Raw genomic sequence first — 15,621 nt, 5'->3', positions numbered from 1 at the left:
GTTAAGTCTAATTTTCTAATCTAGGAATGTTTTCGGAAGAAATGACTACAATAATAATAGATTCAAAGCCATAGCCATACATTTTTTTCAAATTGTCCAGCCGATTCCGCTAAAAAATAAAGCTAAAGGAGCGATTATCGATGAAATCCATGCCGTCGCCCGCCTGGGAGCATGTGCAGCTGGCAGCTAAGCTTGCCGATCTGAAGGAGGATCAATACCGCACCGTGCTCACGTTAAGCGCGATGCTAGAATTGTTCATAGAGAAAGGCATCTTAAGCCGCGAGGAGCTTACCGCCAAGGCCGAAGCGCTTGATAACCAGCTTGAATCGCTTATTTCCGCTTCACTTCATCCCATGGCGTAGGCCGGTCGTGAAAGGTCTTGCGAAGCGGAAACTCATCCTGCTTATAAAATATTCCGTGGTTCTCCAATATAGAATTGACGGTTAGCATAGCCAGGTCCATCTGATTGTGATCCAAGCTCAGGTGGGCCAGATAGACCCGCTTCGTGCGGTCCGTCATCAGCTCGATCAGCGCCTCGCCCGCCGCTACGTTGGACAGATGGCCGACGTCGCTCAAGATCCGACGCTTAATGTTCCACGGGTAACGGCCCATGCGGAGCATCTCCGTATCGTGGTTGGACTCCAGCACGAGCACGTCGGAATCGATAATTTGCCGCTTCACCTTCTCGCTGACATAGCCAAGGTCCGTTGCCAGACTCAGCTTCTCCCCATGCTCCTCGAAGCAATAGCCGACCGGCTCCGCCGCGTCATGGGAGATCGGATACGACTGCACGCGCATCGGACCGAAGTCCAGCGCTTCGCCCGTCTCCATAATCACCCGCTTCTCCGGCTCGATCGTTCCGATATGGCGCTCCATCGCGCCCCATGTCGCCTCGTTCGCAAAGATCGCGAGCTCATACTTGCGCGCGAACGCGCCGAGCCCTTTTATATGATCGGAATGCTCATGCGTCACGAACAGCGCGTCCAGCTCGTGGCCGGATACGCCGCGCTCCTTCATGAGCTCCTCGATTTTTTTCATACTAAGTCCCGCGTCCACCAGCACCGTCTTTTCGCTGCCCTTCACGATGGTGGCGTTCCCGGTTGAACCGCTAGCTAATACTGTGAATTGTAATCCCAAAACGTCCAGTCCTCTCCCATGGCCACTTAGAGGTTGTCCAAAAAGACCGCTTTTGACCTTCTGAACTCACACTTCATTGCCTGTCTCCATTGTAACCTTGATTTCCCCAAATTTCTGCTGTAGATTTCTGGCTTTTTTTAAAGGCCCGGCTGTCCCATCTTCCCCACCGCCGAATCCTCCTCGCCGCCTTCCGTCGCTACCTCGCCGCTTATCGCATGCACGTAGAAGATTTCCCCGTCTTCCAGAATAACGCGCCACGAAGGTGCGGATACCTGCTTCTCCGAATCGAAGATTTGGCCGTGATAGCCGAGCTCAATATCCGTAATGTCCGAGCCTTCCTCCAAATACGTCTCGATCAGCGACGCCACGACCTTCGCCGCGGGAATGACCTGCTTCTCTTCGCCTTCGATAATATCCGCAACGAGATCCTGTTTAAAGCCCGTAATCTTCAAATTGCTCGTATACAGCTCCAGCTTTACATTGAACATCGGCCGTCCGTCCACGATCCGGTACCAGACGAACACGCCGTCTCTGCTGTTATGCAGGTCATAGGCGTAAGACTCGATGTCCGGAATTTGACCGTCCAGCGCCTTGGCCAGCTCCGCCTTGTTGAAGTTGAGCGCGCTGTCGATCGGCTCCTTCAGCGGAACCGGCTGAGTCAGCTTCCGGCTGTCAGAGATCAGCAAATACGTTAAATCGCTGAGCTTTGGAGTGCCGGCAGGCAGATTGGCGGACAGCGTAATCCGCTTCTGTCCCATCAGCTGAACCTTATCCTGCGGCAGCTCGTCCGTATTCATGTTCACATTCAGCTGCTCGCGGATATCGAGCCACAGCTGATAACCCAGCAGCACGTTCAGCATCAGGAACGATATGATCAACACGCTTTTCGCCCGGCTCCAATCCATTCGCCTGCACCCCCTTTACGCTACTTATTGCGCTTCTGACTCTTCGCTGACGCGATCTCCTTGTTCCCTAGCGGTTGACGCGCTGGCATCCTCGGAATCCGCCGTTCCTTCCGCCTGCTGGTCATTCGTGAGCTCCGGCTTATAGCCGGCCGGATACGCCTCCAGTAGCACCTCTTCCGCGCCGCTGGTCAGCCGGACGGCCCACACAGGCACGAATCGCAGCTTGTTCTCTTCCATGTGTATTGTCCTTAGCGCCGGGAACAATGCGGTTACTTCGCCCCGCCGCGGATAGCTCTCCAGCGTATCCTCCAGAATCTTGCCGCCCTGCAGCCAGCGCGGCGTGCGCGACTCCGACAAGGAGCCCAGCGTTATGAGCGAACGCGCATATTCCGACACGACGCCCTTCTGCAGCGTCAGATTCATATACCCGTATTGGAACGCCAAGCTGTCGATAACGGGATACTGCTCAATATATTTGCGGAAGGAAACCACCTTCTGATTCTCCTCCGGCGATGCGCTGACCAGCCGGTACATGCCGTCCCAGCCGCCATGCTGGTTAATAAAATCAACCGAAGCATACACATTTTCGCTAAGCGGCGTGTCATTGCTTGTTGTGGCGGCCGGGTTCGTATAGCTGATCCACATGCCGTCCTGCTCCACCTTCAGACCGCGCTTGCCGTCAGTGAAGATCTGCGAGCCGCTGCGGTCCTCGAATACCCGAGTCGTGCTCGAGTCGAAGAACAAGCTGCGCTGCATCTGCTCCGGCGTATACGTCTCGTACGGGTAGACCATCTCGGTCGCCATGAACGGCTCGGCCGGAATATACAGCCCGTCGGCCGTCACCTTATACTCCGGAAGATGCTCGCCAAAGCCGACGTAATCCTGCACGTCTCTAACCGTCAAATCCGCGCGGACAGACTCATAGACAATATCGTCCTCGCTGCTGAAGAAGAACGTGCGGACCTCCTCCGTCCCCTCCGTCTTCAATATCCAGATTCGGTCGATTCGCTCGTTCAGGAACAGCAGATCGCCCTCCAGCTTCAACAGCTTTTGCAGCAGCTCGATCGAGATCCCGTTCTCGAACAGCAGCTCGATGCCAATATCGTTCTTGCGCACGTCCTCCCAATCGAGCACATCCGCCGGACTGCGCTGGAAGCCTTTGAACTCTCGCCCGACGATGCGCTGGTTCAAGATCATCTCATAGAACTGCGTGCCGGGATACAGCACGGTATGCTTGTCCCCGCCTTTATGCAGAACAAGCGCCTCCGGAAAAATAACGCTCTCCACGCTGGACGGCGTGCCTAACTGCTCATCGTTCACATAGTCCAAGTCGCTCCGTACCGCCGCTCCGAGACCCGGCATGCTGTACGCGAGCAGATAGCTCTGCAGCAGGCTGAGCGCGACAAGCACGATTAGCGCTGCCGTCTTCACTTTCTCCATCATGCGCTCTCGCCCCCTTCCTGCAGCAGCGGAAGCGTAAACGTAACGGTTGTGCCTTCATTCAGCTCGGAATGGAGCGAGATCGTCCCGCCATGCGCCTTTACGATTTCCCGCGCAATGGACAAGCCGAGACCCGTTCCGCCCATATTGCGGGACCTCGCCTTGTCTACCCGATAGAACCGGTCGAATATGCGGCTTAGATCCTTCTTCGGAATACCGATGCCGGTATCCTTGACGCTAATTTCGAGCAGGCTGTCATCCTCCGTCTTTCTCGCAGTCATATAAATCTTCCCGCCGTCGAGCGTATATTTGATCGCATTCGAGATCAGATTATCGAGAACCTGGTCAATCTGGTCGCGGTCGAGCCAAGCTTTCTTCAAGCCGCGGTCGACCTGAACCGTCGCTTTGATCGATTTCTGCCGCAGCTGGAACGAGAACCGGTCCGCGACTTCGTCAAGCATCTCGTGGACATTCGTCTGACGCCGGCGCAGCGGCGCCTGGTTGGAATCGAGCCGCGACAGATGCAGCAGATCCGTTACAAGCCGAATCATCCGCTCCGTCTCGTTGCTGATCACGCCGACGAACCGCTCCGACAGCTCCCGCTCCTCAAGCGCACCATCCTCGAGCGCTTCGGCGTAGCTCTTAATCGTGGTCAGCGGCGTGCGCAGCTCATGAGACACATTCGCAACGAACTGCCGGCGCGATTGCTCCAGCTTCTCCTGCTCGGTGACATCCTGCAAGACCGCAATCGTGCCTGTGATGCCTTTGTCTCTGCGATGAATCGGCGTGAACGTTACCTTCAGCAGGCTGCCGTCCGCGCCGCTTTCTTCCTCCTCGGCGGTCTCCCTGTTAATGAGGATCGTGCGGGCGCGGCCCGCCTGCACTTCCGCCAGCTTATCGCGCGAGAGGCCTAGCAGACTGGCCATCTCGACGCCTTGGAACGTCTCGACGTCGAGCAGCTCAAGCGCGCGCCGGTTCCAGACAATAATATAGCCGCGCTCATCCGCCGCGACGACGCCGTCGCTCATATTGGAGAGGACCGATACCAGCTTCTCATTCTCTTCTTCGTTCGCCGAGAGCGCTTCTTTCAGCCGGCTTGTCATCTCGTTAAACGCCATGCTGAGCCGGCCGATCTCGTCATCGCCAAGAACGGGCGCCTTCAGATCGAACCGCCCTTCCGCCACCGCTTCCGCCTGCCGGGTCAGACCCTGGATCGGACTTGTGATCGTATGAGCGAGCACGATGCCCAGCACCCCCGTCAGCCCAAGCGCAATCAAAGTGCCCGAGAAGAAGATCTGGTTCACCCGGTTAACCGTCTCATACAGCTCCGTCATGGACGCGACGACATAGACAGCGCCGACGACTTTGTCGTTATACGTAACGGGAAGCGCCACCATCTTCTTCCGCGTATTGTTCTCGTCAATAATTTCTTCTTCATTATCGGGAATATTCTGCAGCGCGCGGCTGACCGCAAGCGACTTGTTCTTCTGCCCGATATACGACTGATGCCCCTGCACCGACGTCGCGACGACTGTCGCGTTCGCGTCCAGCACCTGGACCTCCGCGCCGCTTATACTGAACAGGTTGCGCACAACCAGGTTCAAGTCCTCGGTCGTATTTTCCGCCGAGCCGCCTTCGCCCTCCATATTCGGAGCAAGGCTTGTCGCCGCGAACTTGGACAGGATGTCCGCCTGCTCCTTCAGGTTGTTCGTAAAGCTTGTAATAAGCGAGTTTTTGACCGTACTGATGAAGTAGACGCCGATTAACTGCATCGCAACAAGAATAAGCAGCAGGTAGATGATGACCAGCTTGACCTGAATCGTGCGGAAGAAGCTCCGCGCCTTCATCCGTAACCGAAGCCTCCCGACTTCGGATTGCGCATCATGTAGCCAAGACCTCGTCTGGTCATAATGTATTCCGGCCGGCTCGGATCATCCTCGATCTTCTCCCGAAGACGGCGAATGGTCACGTCAACCGTGCGCACGTCGCCGAAATATTCGAAGCCCCATACCGCCTGCAGCAGATGCTCCCGCGTCATCACCTTGCCGCTGTTGCGCGCCATGTAATGGACCAGCTCGAACTCCCGATGCGTCAGGTCGAGCGGCTCGCCGTTTTTGTAGACAACGTACATATCCGTATCGATAAACAAATTGAATAGCCGGAGCCCCTGCTGCTCGGACTGCTCCTCCTGTGCGCCTTCCGCCGCGGCGTCATGCTGCCCGTTCTTCTGCTGGCGCCGCAGATGCGCCTTCACCCGCGCCAGCAGCTCCCGCGTGCTGAACGGCTTCGTCACATAATCGTCCGCTCCAAGCTCAAGGCCAAGCACCTTGTCGATCTCCGTATCTTTGGCCGTCAGCATAATAATCGGCATATGCAGCTTCGTCCGCACCTCGCGGCACACATCCATGCCATCCTTCACCGGCAGCATCAGATCGAGCAGAATCAAATCCGGCTGCTCCTCGAATGCAAGGCGCACCGCTTCTCCGCCGTCGAACGCGCAGATCACCTGATGGCCTTCCTTCTCCAAATTAAACTTCAATATATCCGCTATCGGCTGTTCATCGTCGACCACTAGTATTTTCCCGCGCATCGTTTCACCGCCTATCGGTTGTCCTATTTGTTGTCTCTATTCTAACATAAGGAGCAACCGCCTACACAATGAATCTTCCCTCATCTCCAAGTTAAAAGAAGCCGCTCCCGCAATAGAAAAAACCTCCGCGCGGGAGGTTCTTTCTATTGTCTTCCTATGCTTCTTGCATGCGGTCAGCTTGGTTAGCAGACTTCTCTCCAATAGGCCTTAAATGACGGAGCTGTGTCGCGACAAGAACGATAATGCCGAGTATGATAACGCCGCTCGAGAGCGCGACGGCATGCATCCCGCTGATAAAAGCTTCGCGCGCTCCGTTCACCAGCTCCGTGTATGCTCCCTCGGGAAGCCCGTTCGCCGCGCTTACCGCGCCGGCCAAGCTATCACGGGAAGCCTGAATCGCGGAGTCCGGCAAGTCCGCAGGAATCGCGCTTGCCACCTGATTGCGGTACACAGCTGTTCCGATACTGCCAAAGACTGCGATGCCAAGCGCGAATGCAAATTCTCCGCTGGTTTGCAGCATAGCGGCTGCCGATCCCGCCTTCTCGGGAGACACCGAGCCGACAACCAGATCGCTTGACAGGCTGGGCAGCGGAGATGAACCGAGGTTAAAGCCAATAAACCCGATGACCAGAAAAGCGAGCCCCGCCTGAGTCCCCGCCTGGGTAAGCAGCAGGCATCCCAGAGCCGAAAGCAATAGACCGGTGCCGATGAGACGAGCCGGGCGAATCCTGCGCGCGATGAGCGGGGATAGCAGCATCCCGGCCATCGACGCAATGACCCCCGGAAGCATATGGAGCCCTGCTTCAAACGGCGACATCCCTCGTACAAATTGAAGGTACTGCCCGATAAAAAGCATGACAGCCCCCGTCAGCGTAATCCCGAACATGCCAGCCAGCGCGGAGCTGAAGCCTCGGTTCGCGAACAAACGCATGTCCAGTAAAGGAACTGCGAGCCTTCTCTGCCGCGCAACGAATACCGCCCCGAAGACGATACCGGCTAAGAGAAGAAGCAACGGCACGATTTGCAGACCTTGCTTAGCCATTTCTTTGAGCCCGTATATCGCCGATAATATAGCCAGAAGCGATAATAAGACACTTCCTAAATCAAGCCGTCCGGATGCCGGATGCCGATATTCGGGCAGCAGAAACGGACCGGTTAGGACTAAAATCAACATAACCGGGACTGCAAGCAAGAATACCGAGCCCCACCAAAGGTGGTTCAGCATCATTCCGCCGATTACCGGCCCTAGCGCCATGCCGCCCATGGAGCACATCATCCATATCCCGATGGCGAGGGAGCGCTGCTTGTGATCGTGGAACATGTTGCTGATTAAAGCCAAAGTCGAGGGCGCAACAGTCGCTCCTGCAATGCCGAGCAGTGCGCGCGCGGCGATGAGCATCTCCGCATGCTCAGAGAACGCGGCAAGCAAGGAGGCTGCCGCAAAGGCTACCCCGCCGACTAACAGCAGCTTGCGGCGGCCGATCCGGTCTCCCAGCGAGCCCATCGTGATTAAAAATCCCGAAAGCATAAATCCGTATATGTCCATAATCCACAACTGTTGGGCGCTATCGGCTCCTAGATCCGCGCTGATATGCGGCAAAGCAAGAATCATGACCGATAGATCAACGGAGACAAGAAGCGCAGGCAGAGCAAGTACCGCTAGCCCTATCCATTCTCTTACGCCGGCATACCGCTTATTCCCAAGACCCGCTTCTGTCACTCTTCCTCCAGCCGTTTACCCAGCGCTTCTAACATCAGGTTTGTCCCGTGCTTGCGCTGCTCCGGCGTGTCATACCCGTCAAGAAAGGCTCCTTGCTCCGTATAAATGAGATGAGTGCCGCTCCCGGACTGCTTGATTTCGACCGTCGTTATGGATACTGAAATTCGTATGTCTCCTTGATCCATTGTGTACGTGTAGACGATGCGGCTATTGGGGACAATCTCCTGGTAGCAAGCGTCGAACGTATAAATAGGACCATTCGTAGGTCCGCCACGGTTAAATTCCCGGCCTCCAACCCGAAATTCGAATAACTCGGCTTTCGGAAACCATTGGGCTTTTGCAGCCGGGTCTGACCAGGCGAAATACACCCGCTCTGGCGTAGCTTTATAATGCTTCTCGATAACAAAGGTATTGTGCTTTACAGATCGTTCGTTCATAACGGTATTGTCCTCCCTTAAGGAGCGTCTTCCGATGATTCGCCAAGATAATCGCCGAGCTGATCGAGATAGGAGTTCCAGCTCGCTTGCCGCTCGGCAAAGTAATTATGATGGCTTGTCCTCATGGCGCTCAAAATTGTCGTGAAATCTTGAACAGACAACGTTTCATTTTTCTGTATCAGGCAAGCCAAGTGCTCTAATTCCTGCAAAAGATTTTGCTGCCTGCTTATATTTTCTTTTAAGCTGGCAATTTGAATGGTTACGATATCGAGCAGGCTGAACTGATTGCCATCCATCACGGATTTAATCTTTTCCAGAGACAAGCCCAGCTCCTTCAATGCTAAAATTTGCTGAAGGCGCGCTATATCGGCATCCGTATAGATTCTATGCCCGGAATCGGTATGTCCGGATGGCGAATACAATCCGATCTGATCATAGTAGCGTAAGGTTCGAACCGTTAAACCCGCTATTTGGGCAACTCCCCCGACTTTCCAATTCCGTTTCATGACCATCCCCTTTATTTCGCGCGACATATACCGGTATTTGTATTATAAAACATGACGTCGCGTAAGGTTCAAGTATGGGCGCAACAAAAAAAGCACGGCCCGGACCTCGCGTCCAAGCCATGCTTCTCTTCGCTTCTATAATAGATATTATAAGTACTTAAGCGGGTTTTGCGGCGTGCCCTTCTTGTGAATCTCGAAGTGCAGGTGCGTACCGGTCGAGTTGCCGGTGTTGCCCATAATGCCGATTTTGTCGCCCTTCTCGACTTTGTCGCCCTTGCTCACGTTATAGGAGTTCAGGTGACCGTAAAGCGTCTTGTAGCCATTCTGATGGTTAATAATGATGGTCTTGCCCGTGCCTGTCCGATTGCCTACGAATTCGACGACCCCGGAGTCCGACGCGAGAATATTTTTGTTGCCGATAAAGTCGATACCGGAATGCAGGCGGCCCCAACGCTGGCCGTACCGGCTCGTAATGCGGTAATTCTTCACCGGAATCATGAACTTGCCCGTGCCTTCGCCCAGAACGACCATCGTGCCCTTCTCCACGATTTCCGTGATCGGCTCTACGATCACTTCCTTGTTCGTGAGCTCCTCGGTGACGACGTAGCCGTTCTCCTTCTCCACTCGGTACGTCAGACGCTGCGTCCCCTCGACGCCCTCTTTAATCACCTTCGACTCGCCAACCCGCATCTTATCGTTCTTGCGAACCTCGACCGGCGCCGCGATGCTCTCCAGCTCGACCACATTCTCCACAGTGCGGACGGTCAGCTCCGGCATTAGAACCGTTAAATCCAGCTCGTCGCCGATCGTAATCTTGTCATCCTCGATCCAAGGATTGTTCTCGTAAATAACTTGAGGGGAAATATCGAACTTCTGCGCGATACATCCGATACAATCGCCCGCCTGGACCACATATTTGGTCGGCTTCGTGCTTCCCTCGACAATTTTCTTGTAGACATCTTCGCCTTCCGCGATTTCGGTTGGCGCGACATCGACGCTGGAAACCTGTACTTCTTCTACGAAACTAACCTCCGTCACCACTCGGCCCGGCTCCGTCAATTCCGCGGCTGCTTTCTCGTCCGCAGATGCCTGCACCTTGCCGTCCTCGCTGTAGGACAATGTCGAAACGGTTGTCGTACTCTTCGCGGCAGCCGCCAGCTCCGGTGCGAACTTGCTCTGCACCCGCTTCAGAATGCTGTCGGCCGTTGCCTGGTCCTTCACGACGCCGATCAGCTTGCCGTCAATCTTGACCTCTACGCCAACCGCGTGCGAAGTGAACTTCCCCTCCAGCTTCGCGAGCGTCGCTTCCGTCTCCGGTACTGCTTTGAATCCTTTGTCAGCCTCGTATGTAATCTCACCCGTATCCAGCACCATGTTAATGTCCGGATTCGCTTTCTTCAATTCCTCCGTCTCGGCCGCGATCAAGCTGTCCACTTCATCCGGGGCTCCGACCGTTCCTATGACTTCGCCGTTCATATATACGTGATAAAACTCGAATGTATTGCTTTCTACATACTTGGTATATTGCTGATAGCCGATTACTCCGGCAACTGTGACCAAAACTGCCGCTCCGCCTATCCACAGAGTCGACTTTTTCCGCCAAAGTGAGGTAGAAACGATCACGTTTGCCGCTTCTTGCTCGGTCTTCCCATTCAAGTCTTTCGAGCGCATATTCCGAAAGTACTGAACCGAACGTTCCCATACTTTCTTCATGCGACTCATGTCCCTGAAACCGGTCATGATTGTCTCCTTTTTGCACTTGTGCTTAGAAATTTGAGTATTCCAGACATGAAAAAAGGCGAATTCTCCCGTCGGATCACTCGCCTAATACTTTAACACAGCCCTAACAAATGGGGCAACCTTTGCCATCATAACGTAATATTAATATTTTTTCAGAATCTCCATCATTTGCTCGTATTCCTCCGTGTCGAGATGTTGCGCCATAATCTGCTCGACGCTTGTCAATTCTTGCTCCGTCAGGCCTTCTTCCATGTACTCGGAGATCGAAAGCCAGGCTTCTTCCGGCAGCTTGGACATGATCAAATCGAAGAGCAGCTCCTTGTCCTCTTGGCTCATTTCATCCTTCGCCGCCTCCAGCTCCTCCGTCGTAACGGCCGTCTCGCTGCCGTCCGGTTCACCCTCAGCTCCGCCAGCACCCTCCCCCGGCACACCGGCAGCGCCTTCTTCGGTTCCCGCAACGGGCGCCTCCTCTGCCGCTTCTCTTGCCGCTTGGCTGCCGCCGCCGCCGCCGATATCCGTAATGGGCGCCTCCTCGATCTCGCCGAACGCTTCTTCCGCCTCCGGCTCGGCCTGTTCGCCCGCCGCTTCTTCATCCGCGGTCTGGTTTTCCTTGCTCTCAACGTCGGACACGAGGAGAGGGTCGCTACCCCATAGGTTGCCCCAAACACCCGACATCGCCATTGGCGGCACCTCTACCGGCAAATTGAATTGCTTCAGCAGCGTTTCGACGTAGCTCGTCACAATATAACCTGTCGTCCATATGGACAGGAAGCTAATAATCAACCCTGCCGCTATCAGTTTTCCGAGCCACGCTAATCTTCTAAACATGCATCTCTCAACTCCTAAAAGTGCTCTTCTATCTACCATTATGGTCAACTCGGTACACAGGCATTCCGAATATTTTGGCGATGCAAGAAAATTATTACATGTTTTTCATGCACTCAGCACACACTAGTTGTCAGCAAATGTCCACTTGGAGGGATTTGGTTATGTCTTCTCAGCCTCCTCAACCTATAGACAAGGCTCTGCAGCAGCAAAGAGAGCTGCTGGCTCAGAAGCTAAGCGGCAAGCTTGATCAGGATATCGGCGTCCTTAGACAGCTGTATGCGAACGGAGCGGATATTGTCTTTCGTCCCTTCAAACTGGTGAACGGGGCCGAGCTCGCCATGGTGTATGTGGACGGTATGACGAATATTCAAGAAATCGACGCTTCTTTGGTTAGGCCGCTTAAGCAGAGAACCAGCGACGATACGCCCGCCGAATGGCCTTCCATTCTAATGGAGGTCACGCTTGAGCCTTCGCAATCCATCATGACCATTGAGGAGGCGTCCGATCACATCGCGGAAGGCAGCACGCTGCTGCTGATGAACGGCCAGTCAACCGCTTATATCTTCAATCTGCCGAAATGGGAATCGCGTTCCGTTGACGAACCGGAGGCGGAAAGCGTCATTCGCGGCCCCCGGGAGGGCTTTGTCGAGACGCTTCGCACCAACACCGTCATGCTGCGCCGCAGGCTGCAATCGCCTGCATTTAAGCTGAAGGAGCTAAAAATCGGGCGCTATACAAAAACGACCTGCGCGATCGCTTATATGGAAGGCATCGTGGACCCCGGACTTGTCGCGGAGATGGAGGAACGGTTAAAACGGATTGACGTTGACGCTGTGGCCGACAACGCGCTCGTGGAGGAGTTCATCGAGGATGAGCCTCTCTCTCCCTTCCCGCAGCTGCAGACGACGGAACGTCCCGATGTTGTGGCTGCCGCGCTGATGGAAGGGCGGGTTGCCGTGCTTGTGAACGGCTCTCCCATCGCTCTCATTGCGCCGACCACCCTGTTTATTCTGATGGTGTCGCCTGAAGATTATTATCAGCGTTCGCCCGTTTCGACCGCTATACGATGGATTCGGATGATGTTCGGGTTTATTGCCGTATTTATGCCCTCGATCTACGTCGCCGTATTGTCTTATCACCAGGAGATGGTGCCGACCACACTCATGCTGTCGATTGCGAAATCGCGGGAGCAGATTCCTTTCCCGGCGCTGTTCGAGGCGCTGCTGATGGAGGTCACCTTCGAGGGGCTGCGGGAAGCCGGCATTCGGCTTCCGAAGCAAGTCGGTTCCGCTGTCAGTATCGTCGGCGCTTTGGTCATCGGGCAAGCGGCCATATCGGCCGGCATCGTCTCGTCGCCGATGATTATGGTGGTCGCGATTACCGGCGTCGCTTCGTTCCTTATCCCAAGCTACCCGCTTGGCATGGCGCTTCGTATTATCCGCTTTCCGATCATGTTCGGAGCCGGCATTCTTGGTTTGTACGGCATCGTGCTTATTTCGATGCTGATTACGATTCATCTGCTCGCCTTGCGTTCCTTCGGCGTTCCTTATTTATCCCCGCTATCTCCTCTGCATTTCTCGCAGCTCGGAGATACCATCGTAAGATCGCCTCGATGGATGCATGATCAAAGACCGCACTTTACCGGCGGTATTCGGAACAAGGTGCGCCTTAAAGCCCCAAGACCAAAACGACCACAGACAAAGGGATGAAGTCAACATGCTGACGACATCAGGCTTGCGCAAAATCATGACTTTGCTTTTATGTGCATCCTTCACCCTTTTAACGACCGGCTGCTGGGACCGAATTGAGGTGAACGACTTGGCCATCGTAACGGCGGCAGGCTTTGATCTGACGGAGAACAACCAGATCAGGCTCTCCGTCCAAATCTTCTCGCCAGGCAATCCTTCCCAATCAGGAAGCTCAATGGGGGAACAGCAGCAAGGCATGCCAAAAGCGCTCGTCGAGAGCGCGGTCGGAAAAGACACTGCAGACGCTGCCGCCAGTTTACAGGAGCTGCTGTCACGAAATTTGTTTTGGGGACATGCGGATGTCTTCATCATTAGCGAAAGACTTGCCAGGCATGGCATCACGGAGCCGCTAGACTACTTGTCTCGCCATCCTCAACCGAGGGAACGGACCAATTTGTACGTGAGCAGAGGCTCGCCCGAGGAAATTTTACAGTGGCAGCCCGATATTGAACGTAACAGTGGTGAAATGCTGCGCGAGATGGCCGTCATTCAAACCGGCTTGAACATTACGCTGCTCGAGACGATGGTCAGCTTGTCGGAGGAAGCCCACACTGCGCTCATTCCGATCGTCGGCATGAAAAAGAGCGGCAATAAACAAAGCCCGGCATTATTAGGATCCGCGGCCTTTCACGGTTTGAAGATGAAACAGACTTACTCCGTAAAAGCGACCCGCGGTCTTCTCTGGCTGCGTGACGAGATTAATGAAGCGACGATTACCAGCCGTATCAATGACGAGGGTTACGCGTCCATCAATATTTTCAAAAGCAGATCTAAGATAACCCCGGTCATACATAACGGCAAATGGAAAATTAAGCTGCATCTTGAGGCGGCCGGTAATTTGACGGAAAATTCGACAACTCTGAACGCGCAGAGCCCCGAGGATATAAAAAAAATTGAGAATGCTTTTACGGCGCTTTTGCAGCAAAGAATCGAAAAAGCGGTCAAGCTGGCGAAGGAGTCTCAGACGGATGTGCTTGGTTTTGCGGAAGCTTTCCATCAAAAATATCCGAGTGAGTGGCTGTCGGATAAAGCGGATTGGGGGGAACTGCTTCGTGACGTTGAAGTCGAATACCATATCAAGCTGCGCATACGAAGAACCGGCTTAACAGGCTGGGCTGACGCTCTTGTGGAGGAGGACAATCCATAATGCTTTTGTTCTGCTTGCTTGTTGTGTGCCTTGCGGCGGTAACGGTCTATTTTGATTACCATTCACTGAAAAATAAACGCGTTGCCGTCGCTTATTTCTCCATGTACGGAATAGGTCTTGTGATCGCTATTCTCTCGATTCTCAATCGCGACTTGCCGGGACCTATTCAGTTGATTCATTACATGATGGATCCTATCGTTAAAATCGTTTTCAAAACCATCTGATTCCAAGGAAAGGGGCGTTACGCCTATGCTTGAACGCGGGAAGCTGTCTTCCGTACAGCTCGCTTGCTTAATGTTTCTTGCGGTTATCGCGACTTCAATCATGGGCGCCCCATCCTTCTGTTACCGGCTAGCCCGTAACGATATGTGGCTGTCACCCATAATCGCCGCGATTCTTCCTATGCTGTTAATTATGGTGCTTGTCGGCCTCCACCGCTCCTTCCCAGGCAAATCGCTGATCGAGTACAGTCCTCTCCTCCTTGGGAAATGGCTCGGAAAGCTGCTCGGCTTGTACTTTCTAATTGTCACGCTGCTCGAAAACGCATATCAGGCAAGGCAGTTCGGCGAATTAATGAACCAATTTTTTTTCAAAGAAACCCCTCATGCTTTTATTATTTGTTCCTTGTTTTTCGTCTGTGTTTTTGCGGTTCGACTCGGCGCCGAAGTCATCGGCAGAGTCGCCATTCTCTATATGCCTCTCCTGCTTACCATTGTACTGACCTTCGCCTTGCCTTTCTTCCAGGATATCGAAGTTAGACGTTTGCTTCCGGTCATGAGCAACGGCATCCTGCCGATCCTAAGAAGCTCGGCGTATTTGCAGCTTTGGCTGCCTATGTATATTTACACGACCTTTTATCTGCCGTTTCTGTCCGATAGTCAGCATGCCTTGAAGAGATTGCTGCAATCTTTGGCGGCTACGATTCTCACCCTTACGGGGATATTGATGTTGATTATTTTTATTCTGAACAATGCGACGCCGATGTTCAGCTTTCCGTTTATGACCTTGGCCCGTTATCTCACGTTATTTGAATTCATTGAGCAGTTTGACGCGGTCATTATGTTTTTTTGGGTCGTTGACGTGTTCGTGCGCACATGTGTCACGTTATATGGGCTGACGATTGGCCTCGCCCAATGGATGAATCTCCCCAGCTATAAAGTGATAAGCGTGCCGACGGCCGTTCTGGTCATCGCCGTCAGCTTCTGGGGAATCCCGCGCTTCTCCGACTTTGTCACCAACGGGCCGCATCTCACGTTTATCTATTTCAGCGCCCACTTCGCGCTTCCGATGCTCCTATTTGTCGTCGCCTTGGCAAGGGGCAAATGGAAGCCGGCTAAGTCAGGCAATGCCGAAGGTTCTGGTCGTTCTGGGGGGCCTGGAAGCTCAGGCGGTTCAGGCAGCTCTGGGGGTTCGGGGGGTTCGG

15 protein-coding genes are annotated in these 15,621 nt (G+C 54.1%); 5 read left to right on the top strand and 10 right to left on the bottom strand.

Annotation, left to right across the window (positions count from 1 at the left end):
* Positions 1 to 140: 140 nt before the first annotated feature.
* Positions 141 to 362, top strand: a complete 222-nt coding sequence (locus tag D3P08_RS13630; RefSeq protein WP_119600252.1) for a hypothetical protein — start codon at positions 141 to 143, stop codon at positions 360 to 362.
* On the opposite strand, the gene D3P08_RS13625 is transcribed toward D3P08_RS13630, so the two are convergent.
* The 10 genes from D3P08_RS13625 to D3P08_RS13580 form a co-directional block, all read right to left on the bottom strand.
* On the bottom strand, positions 331 to 1,137 hold the full coding sequence (locus D3P08_RS13625) for an MBL fold metallo-hydrolase (protein ID WP_119600251.1): 807 nt from the start codon (positions 1,135 to 1,137) through the stop codon (positions 331 to 333). The genes D3P08_RS13630 and D3P08_RS13625 overlap by 32 nt on opposite strands.
* 137 nt (positions 1,138 to 1,274) lie before the next feature.
* Positions 1,275 to 2,042 carry a two-component system regulatory protein YycI gene (gene yycI, locus D3P08_RS13620; protein ID WP_119600250.1) on the bottom strand — a complete coding sequence of 256 codons (768 nt, stop codon included), beginning with the start codon at positions 2,040 to 2,042 and terminating at the stop codon, positions 1,275 to 1,277.
* Positions 2,043 to 2,066: 24 nt separating this feature from the next.
* Positions 2,067 to 3,485, bottom strand: a complete 1,419-nt coding sequence (locus D3P08_RS13615; protein WP_119600249.1) for a YycH family regulatory protein — start codon at positions 3,483 to 3,485, stop codon at positions 2,067 to 2,069.
* The gene (gene walK, locus D3P08_RS13610) at positions 3,482 to 5,329 is read right to left on the bottom strand and encodes a cell wall metabolism sensor histidine kinase WalK (protein WP_119600248.1); all 1,848 of its coding nucleotides are present in this window, start codon (positions 5,327 to 5,329) and stop codon (positions 3,482 to 3,484) included. Before walK ends, D3P08_RS13615 begins: the two co-directional genes overlap by 4 nt.
* On the bottom strand, positions 5,326 to 6,072 hold the full coding sequence (gene yycF / locus D3P08_RS13605) for a response regulator YycF (protein ID WP_119600247.1): 747 nt from the start codon (positions 6,070 to 6,072) through the stop codon (positions 5,326 to 5,328). The genes walK and yycF overlap by 4 nt, the downstream gene beginning before the upstream one ends.
* Positions 6,073 to 6,226: 154 nt before the next feature.
* Positions 6,227 to 7,792: an MFS transporter gene (locus D3P08_RS13600; RefSeq protein WP_240647502.1), complete on the bottom strand. Its 1,566-nt coding sequence runs from the start codon at positions 7,790 to 7,792 to the stop codon at positions 6,227 to 6,229.
* Positions 7,789 to 8,229 (bottom strand): SRPBCC family protein, encoded by a 441-nt coding sequence (locus tag D3P08_RS13595; RefSeq protein ID WP_119600246.1) that lies wholly within the window; start codon positions 8,227 to 8,229, stop codon positions 7,789 to 7,791. The genes D3P08_RS13600 and D3P08_RS13595 overlap by 4 nt, the downstream gene beginning before the upstream one ends.
* A gap of 17 nt (positions 8,230 to 8,246) precedes the next feature.
* Positions 8,247 to 8,735, bottom strand: a complete 489-nt coding sequence (locus D3P08_RS13590) for a MerR family transcriptional regulator (RefSeq protein WP_119600245.1) — start codon at positions 8,733 to 8,735, stop codon at positions 8,247 to 8,249.
* A gap of 147 nt (positions 8,736 to 8,882) precedes the next feature.
* Entirely contained in the window at positions 8,883 to 10,448 is a 1,566-nt protein-coding gene (locus D3P08_RS13585) for a M23 family metallopeptidase (protein ID WP_162848472.1), read from the bottom strand.
* A gap of 168 nt (positions 10,449 to 10,616) precedes the next feature.
* The gene (locus D3P08_RS13580) at positions 10,617 to 11,303 is read right to left on the bottom strand and encodes a hypothetical protein (RefSeq protein ID WP_119600243.1); all 687 of its coding nucleotides are present in this window, start codon (positions 11,301 to 11,303) and stop codon (positions 10,617 to 10,619) included.
* Positions 11,304 to 11,464: 161 nt separating this feature from the next.
* Between D3P08_RS13580 and D3P08_RS13575 the strand changes: the two genes are divergently transcribed.
* The 4 genes from D3P08_RS13575 to D3P08_RS13560 all read left to right on the top strand — a co-directional run.
* Entirely contained in the window at positions 11,465 to 13,012 is a 1,548-nt protein-coding gene (locus D3P08_RS13575; RefSeq protein ID WP_162848471.1) for a spore germination protein, read from the top strand.
* A 7-nt stretch (positions 13,013 to 13,019) separates the two neighbouring features.
* On the top strand, positions 13,020 to 14,198 hold the full coding sequence (locus D3P08_RS13570) for a Ger(x)C family spore germination protein (protein ID WP_162848470.1): 1,179 nt from the start codon (positions 13,020 to 13,022) through the stop codon (positions 14,196 to 14,198).
* Positions 14,198 to 14,422 (top strand): uS13 family ribosomal protein, encoded by a 225-nt coding sequence (locus D3P08_RS13565; protein WP_119600240.1) that lies wholly within the window; start codon positions 14,198 to 14,200, stop codon positions 14,420 to 14,422. The genes D3P08_RS13570 and D3P08_RS13565 overlap by 1 nt, the downstream gene beginning before the upstream one ends.
* Positions 14,423 to 14,447: 25 nt before the next feature.
* The coding region (locus D3P08_RS13560; protein WP_119600239.1) for a GerAB/ArcD/ProY family transporter at positions 14,448 to 15,621 on the top strand (1,174 nt) is incomplete at its 3' end.

This window comes from Paenibacillus nanensis, assembly GCF_003583765.1.
Lineage (GTDB): Bacteria > Bacillota > Bacilli > Paenibacillales > Paenibacillaceae > Pristimantibacillus > Pristimantibacillus nanensis.
The sequence above is the reverse complement of the archived record's forward strand: the minus strand, read 5'-3'. Positions and strand labels throughout refer to the sequence as shown.

Coding starts and splice junctions, on each gene's coding strand:
- D3P08_RS13580 (WP_119600243.1), bottom strand. CDS start 11,303: ATGTTTAGAAGATTAGCGTGGCTCGGAAAACTGATAGCGGCAGGGTTG.
- yycI (WP_119600250.1), bottom strand. CDS start 2,042: ATGGATTGGAGCCGGGCGAAAAGCGTGTTGATCATATCGTTCCTGATG.
- D3P08_RS13585 (WP_162848472.1), bottom strand. CDS start 10,448: ATGAAGAAAGTATGGGAACGTTCGGTTCAGTACTTTCGGAATATGCGC.
- D3P08_RS13615 (WP_119600249.1), bottom strand. CDS start 3,485: ATGATGGAGAAAGTGAAGACGGCAGCGCTAATCGTGCTTGTCGCGCTC.
- D3P08_RS13590 (WP_119600245.1), bottom strand. CDS start 8,735: ATGAAACGGAATTGGAAAGTCGGGGGAGTTGCCCAAATAGCGGGTTTA.
- D3P08_RS13575 (WP_162848471.1), top strand. CDS start 11,465: ATGTCTTCTCAGCCTCCTCAACCTATAGACAAGGCTCTGCAGCAGCAA.
- D3P08_RS13565 (WP_119600240.1), top strand. CDS start 14,198: ATGCTTTTGTTCTGCTTGCTTGTTGTGTGCCTTGCGGCGGTAACGGTC.
- D3P08_RS13630 (WP_119600252.1), top strand. CDS start 141: ATGAAATCCATGCCGTCGCCCGCCTGGGAGCATGTGCAGCTGGCAGCT.
- D3P08_RS13570 (WP_162848470.1), top strand. CDS start 13,020: ATGCTGACGACATCAGGCTTGCGCAAAATCATGACTTTGCTTTTATGT.
- D3P08_RS13595 (WP_119600246.1), bottom strand. CDS start 8,229: ATGAACGAACGATCTGTAAAGCACAATACCTTTGTTATCGAGAAGCAT.
- walK (WP_119600248.1), bottom strand. CDS start 5,329: ATGAAGGCGCGGAGCTTCTTCCGCACGATTCAGGTCAAGCTGGTCATC.
- yycF (WP_119600247.1), bottom strand. CDS start 6,072: ATGCGCGGGAAAATACTAGTGGTCGACGATGAACAGCCGATAGCGGAT.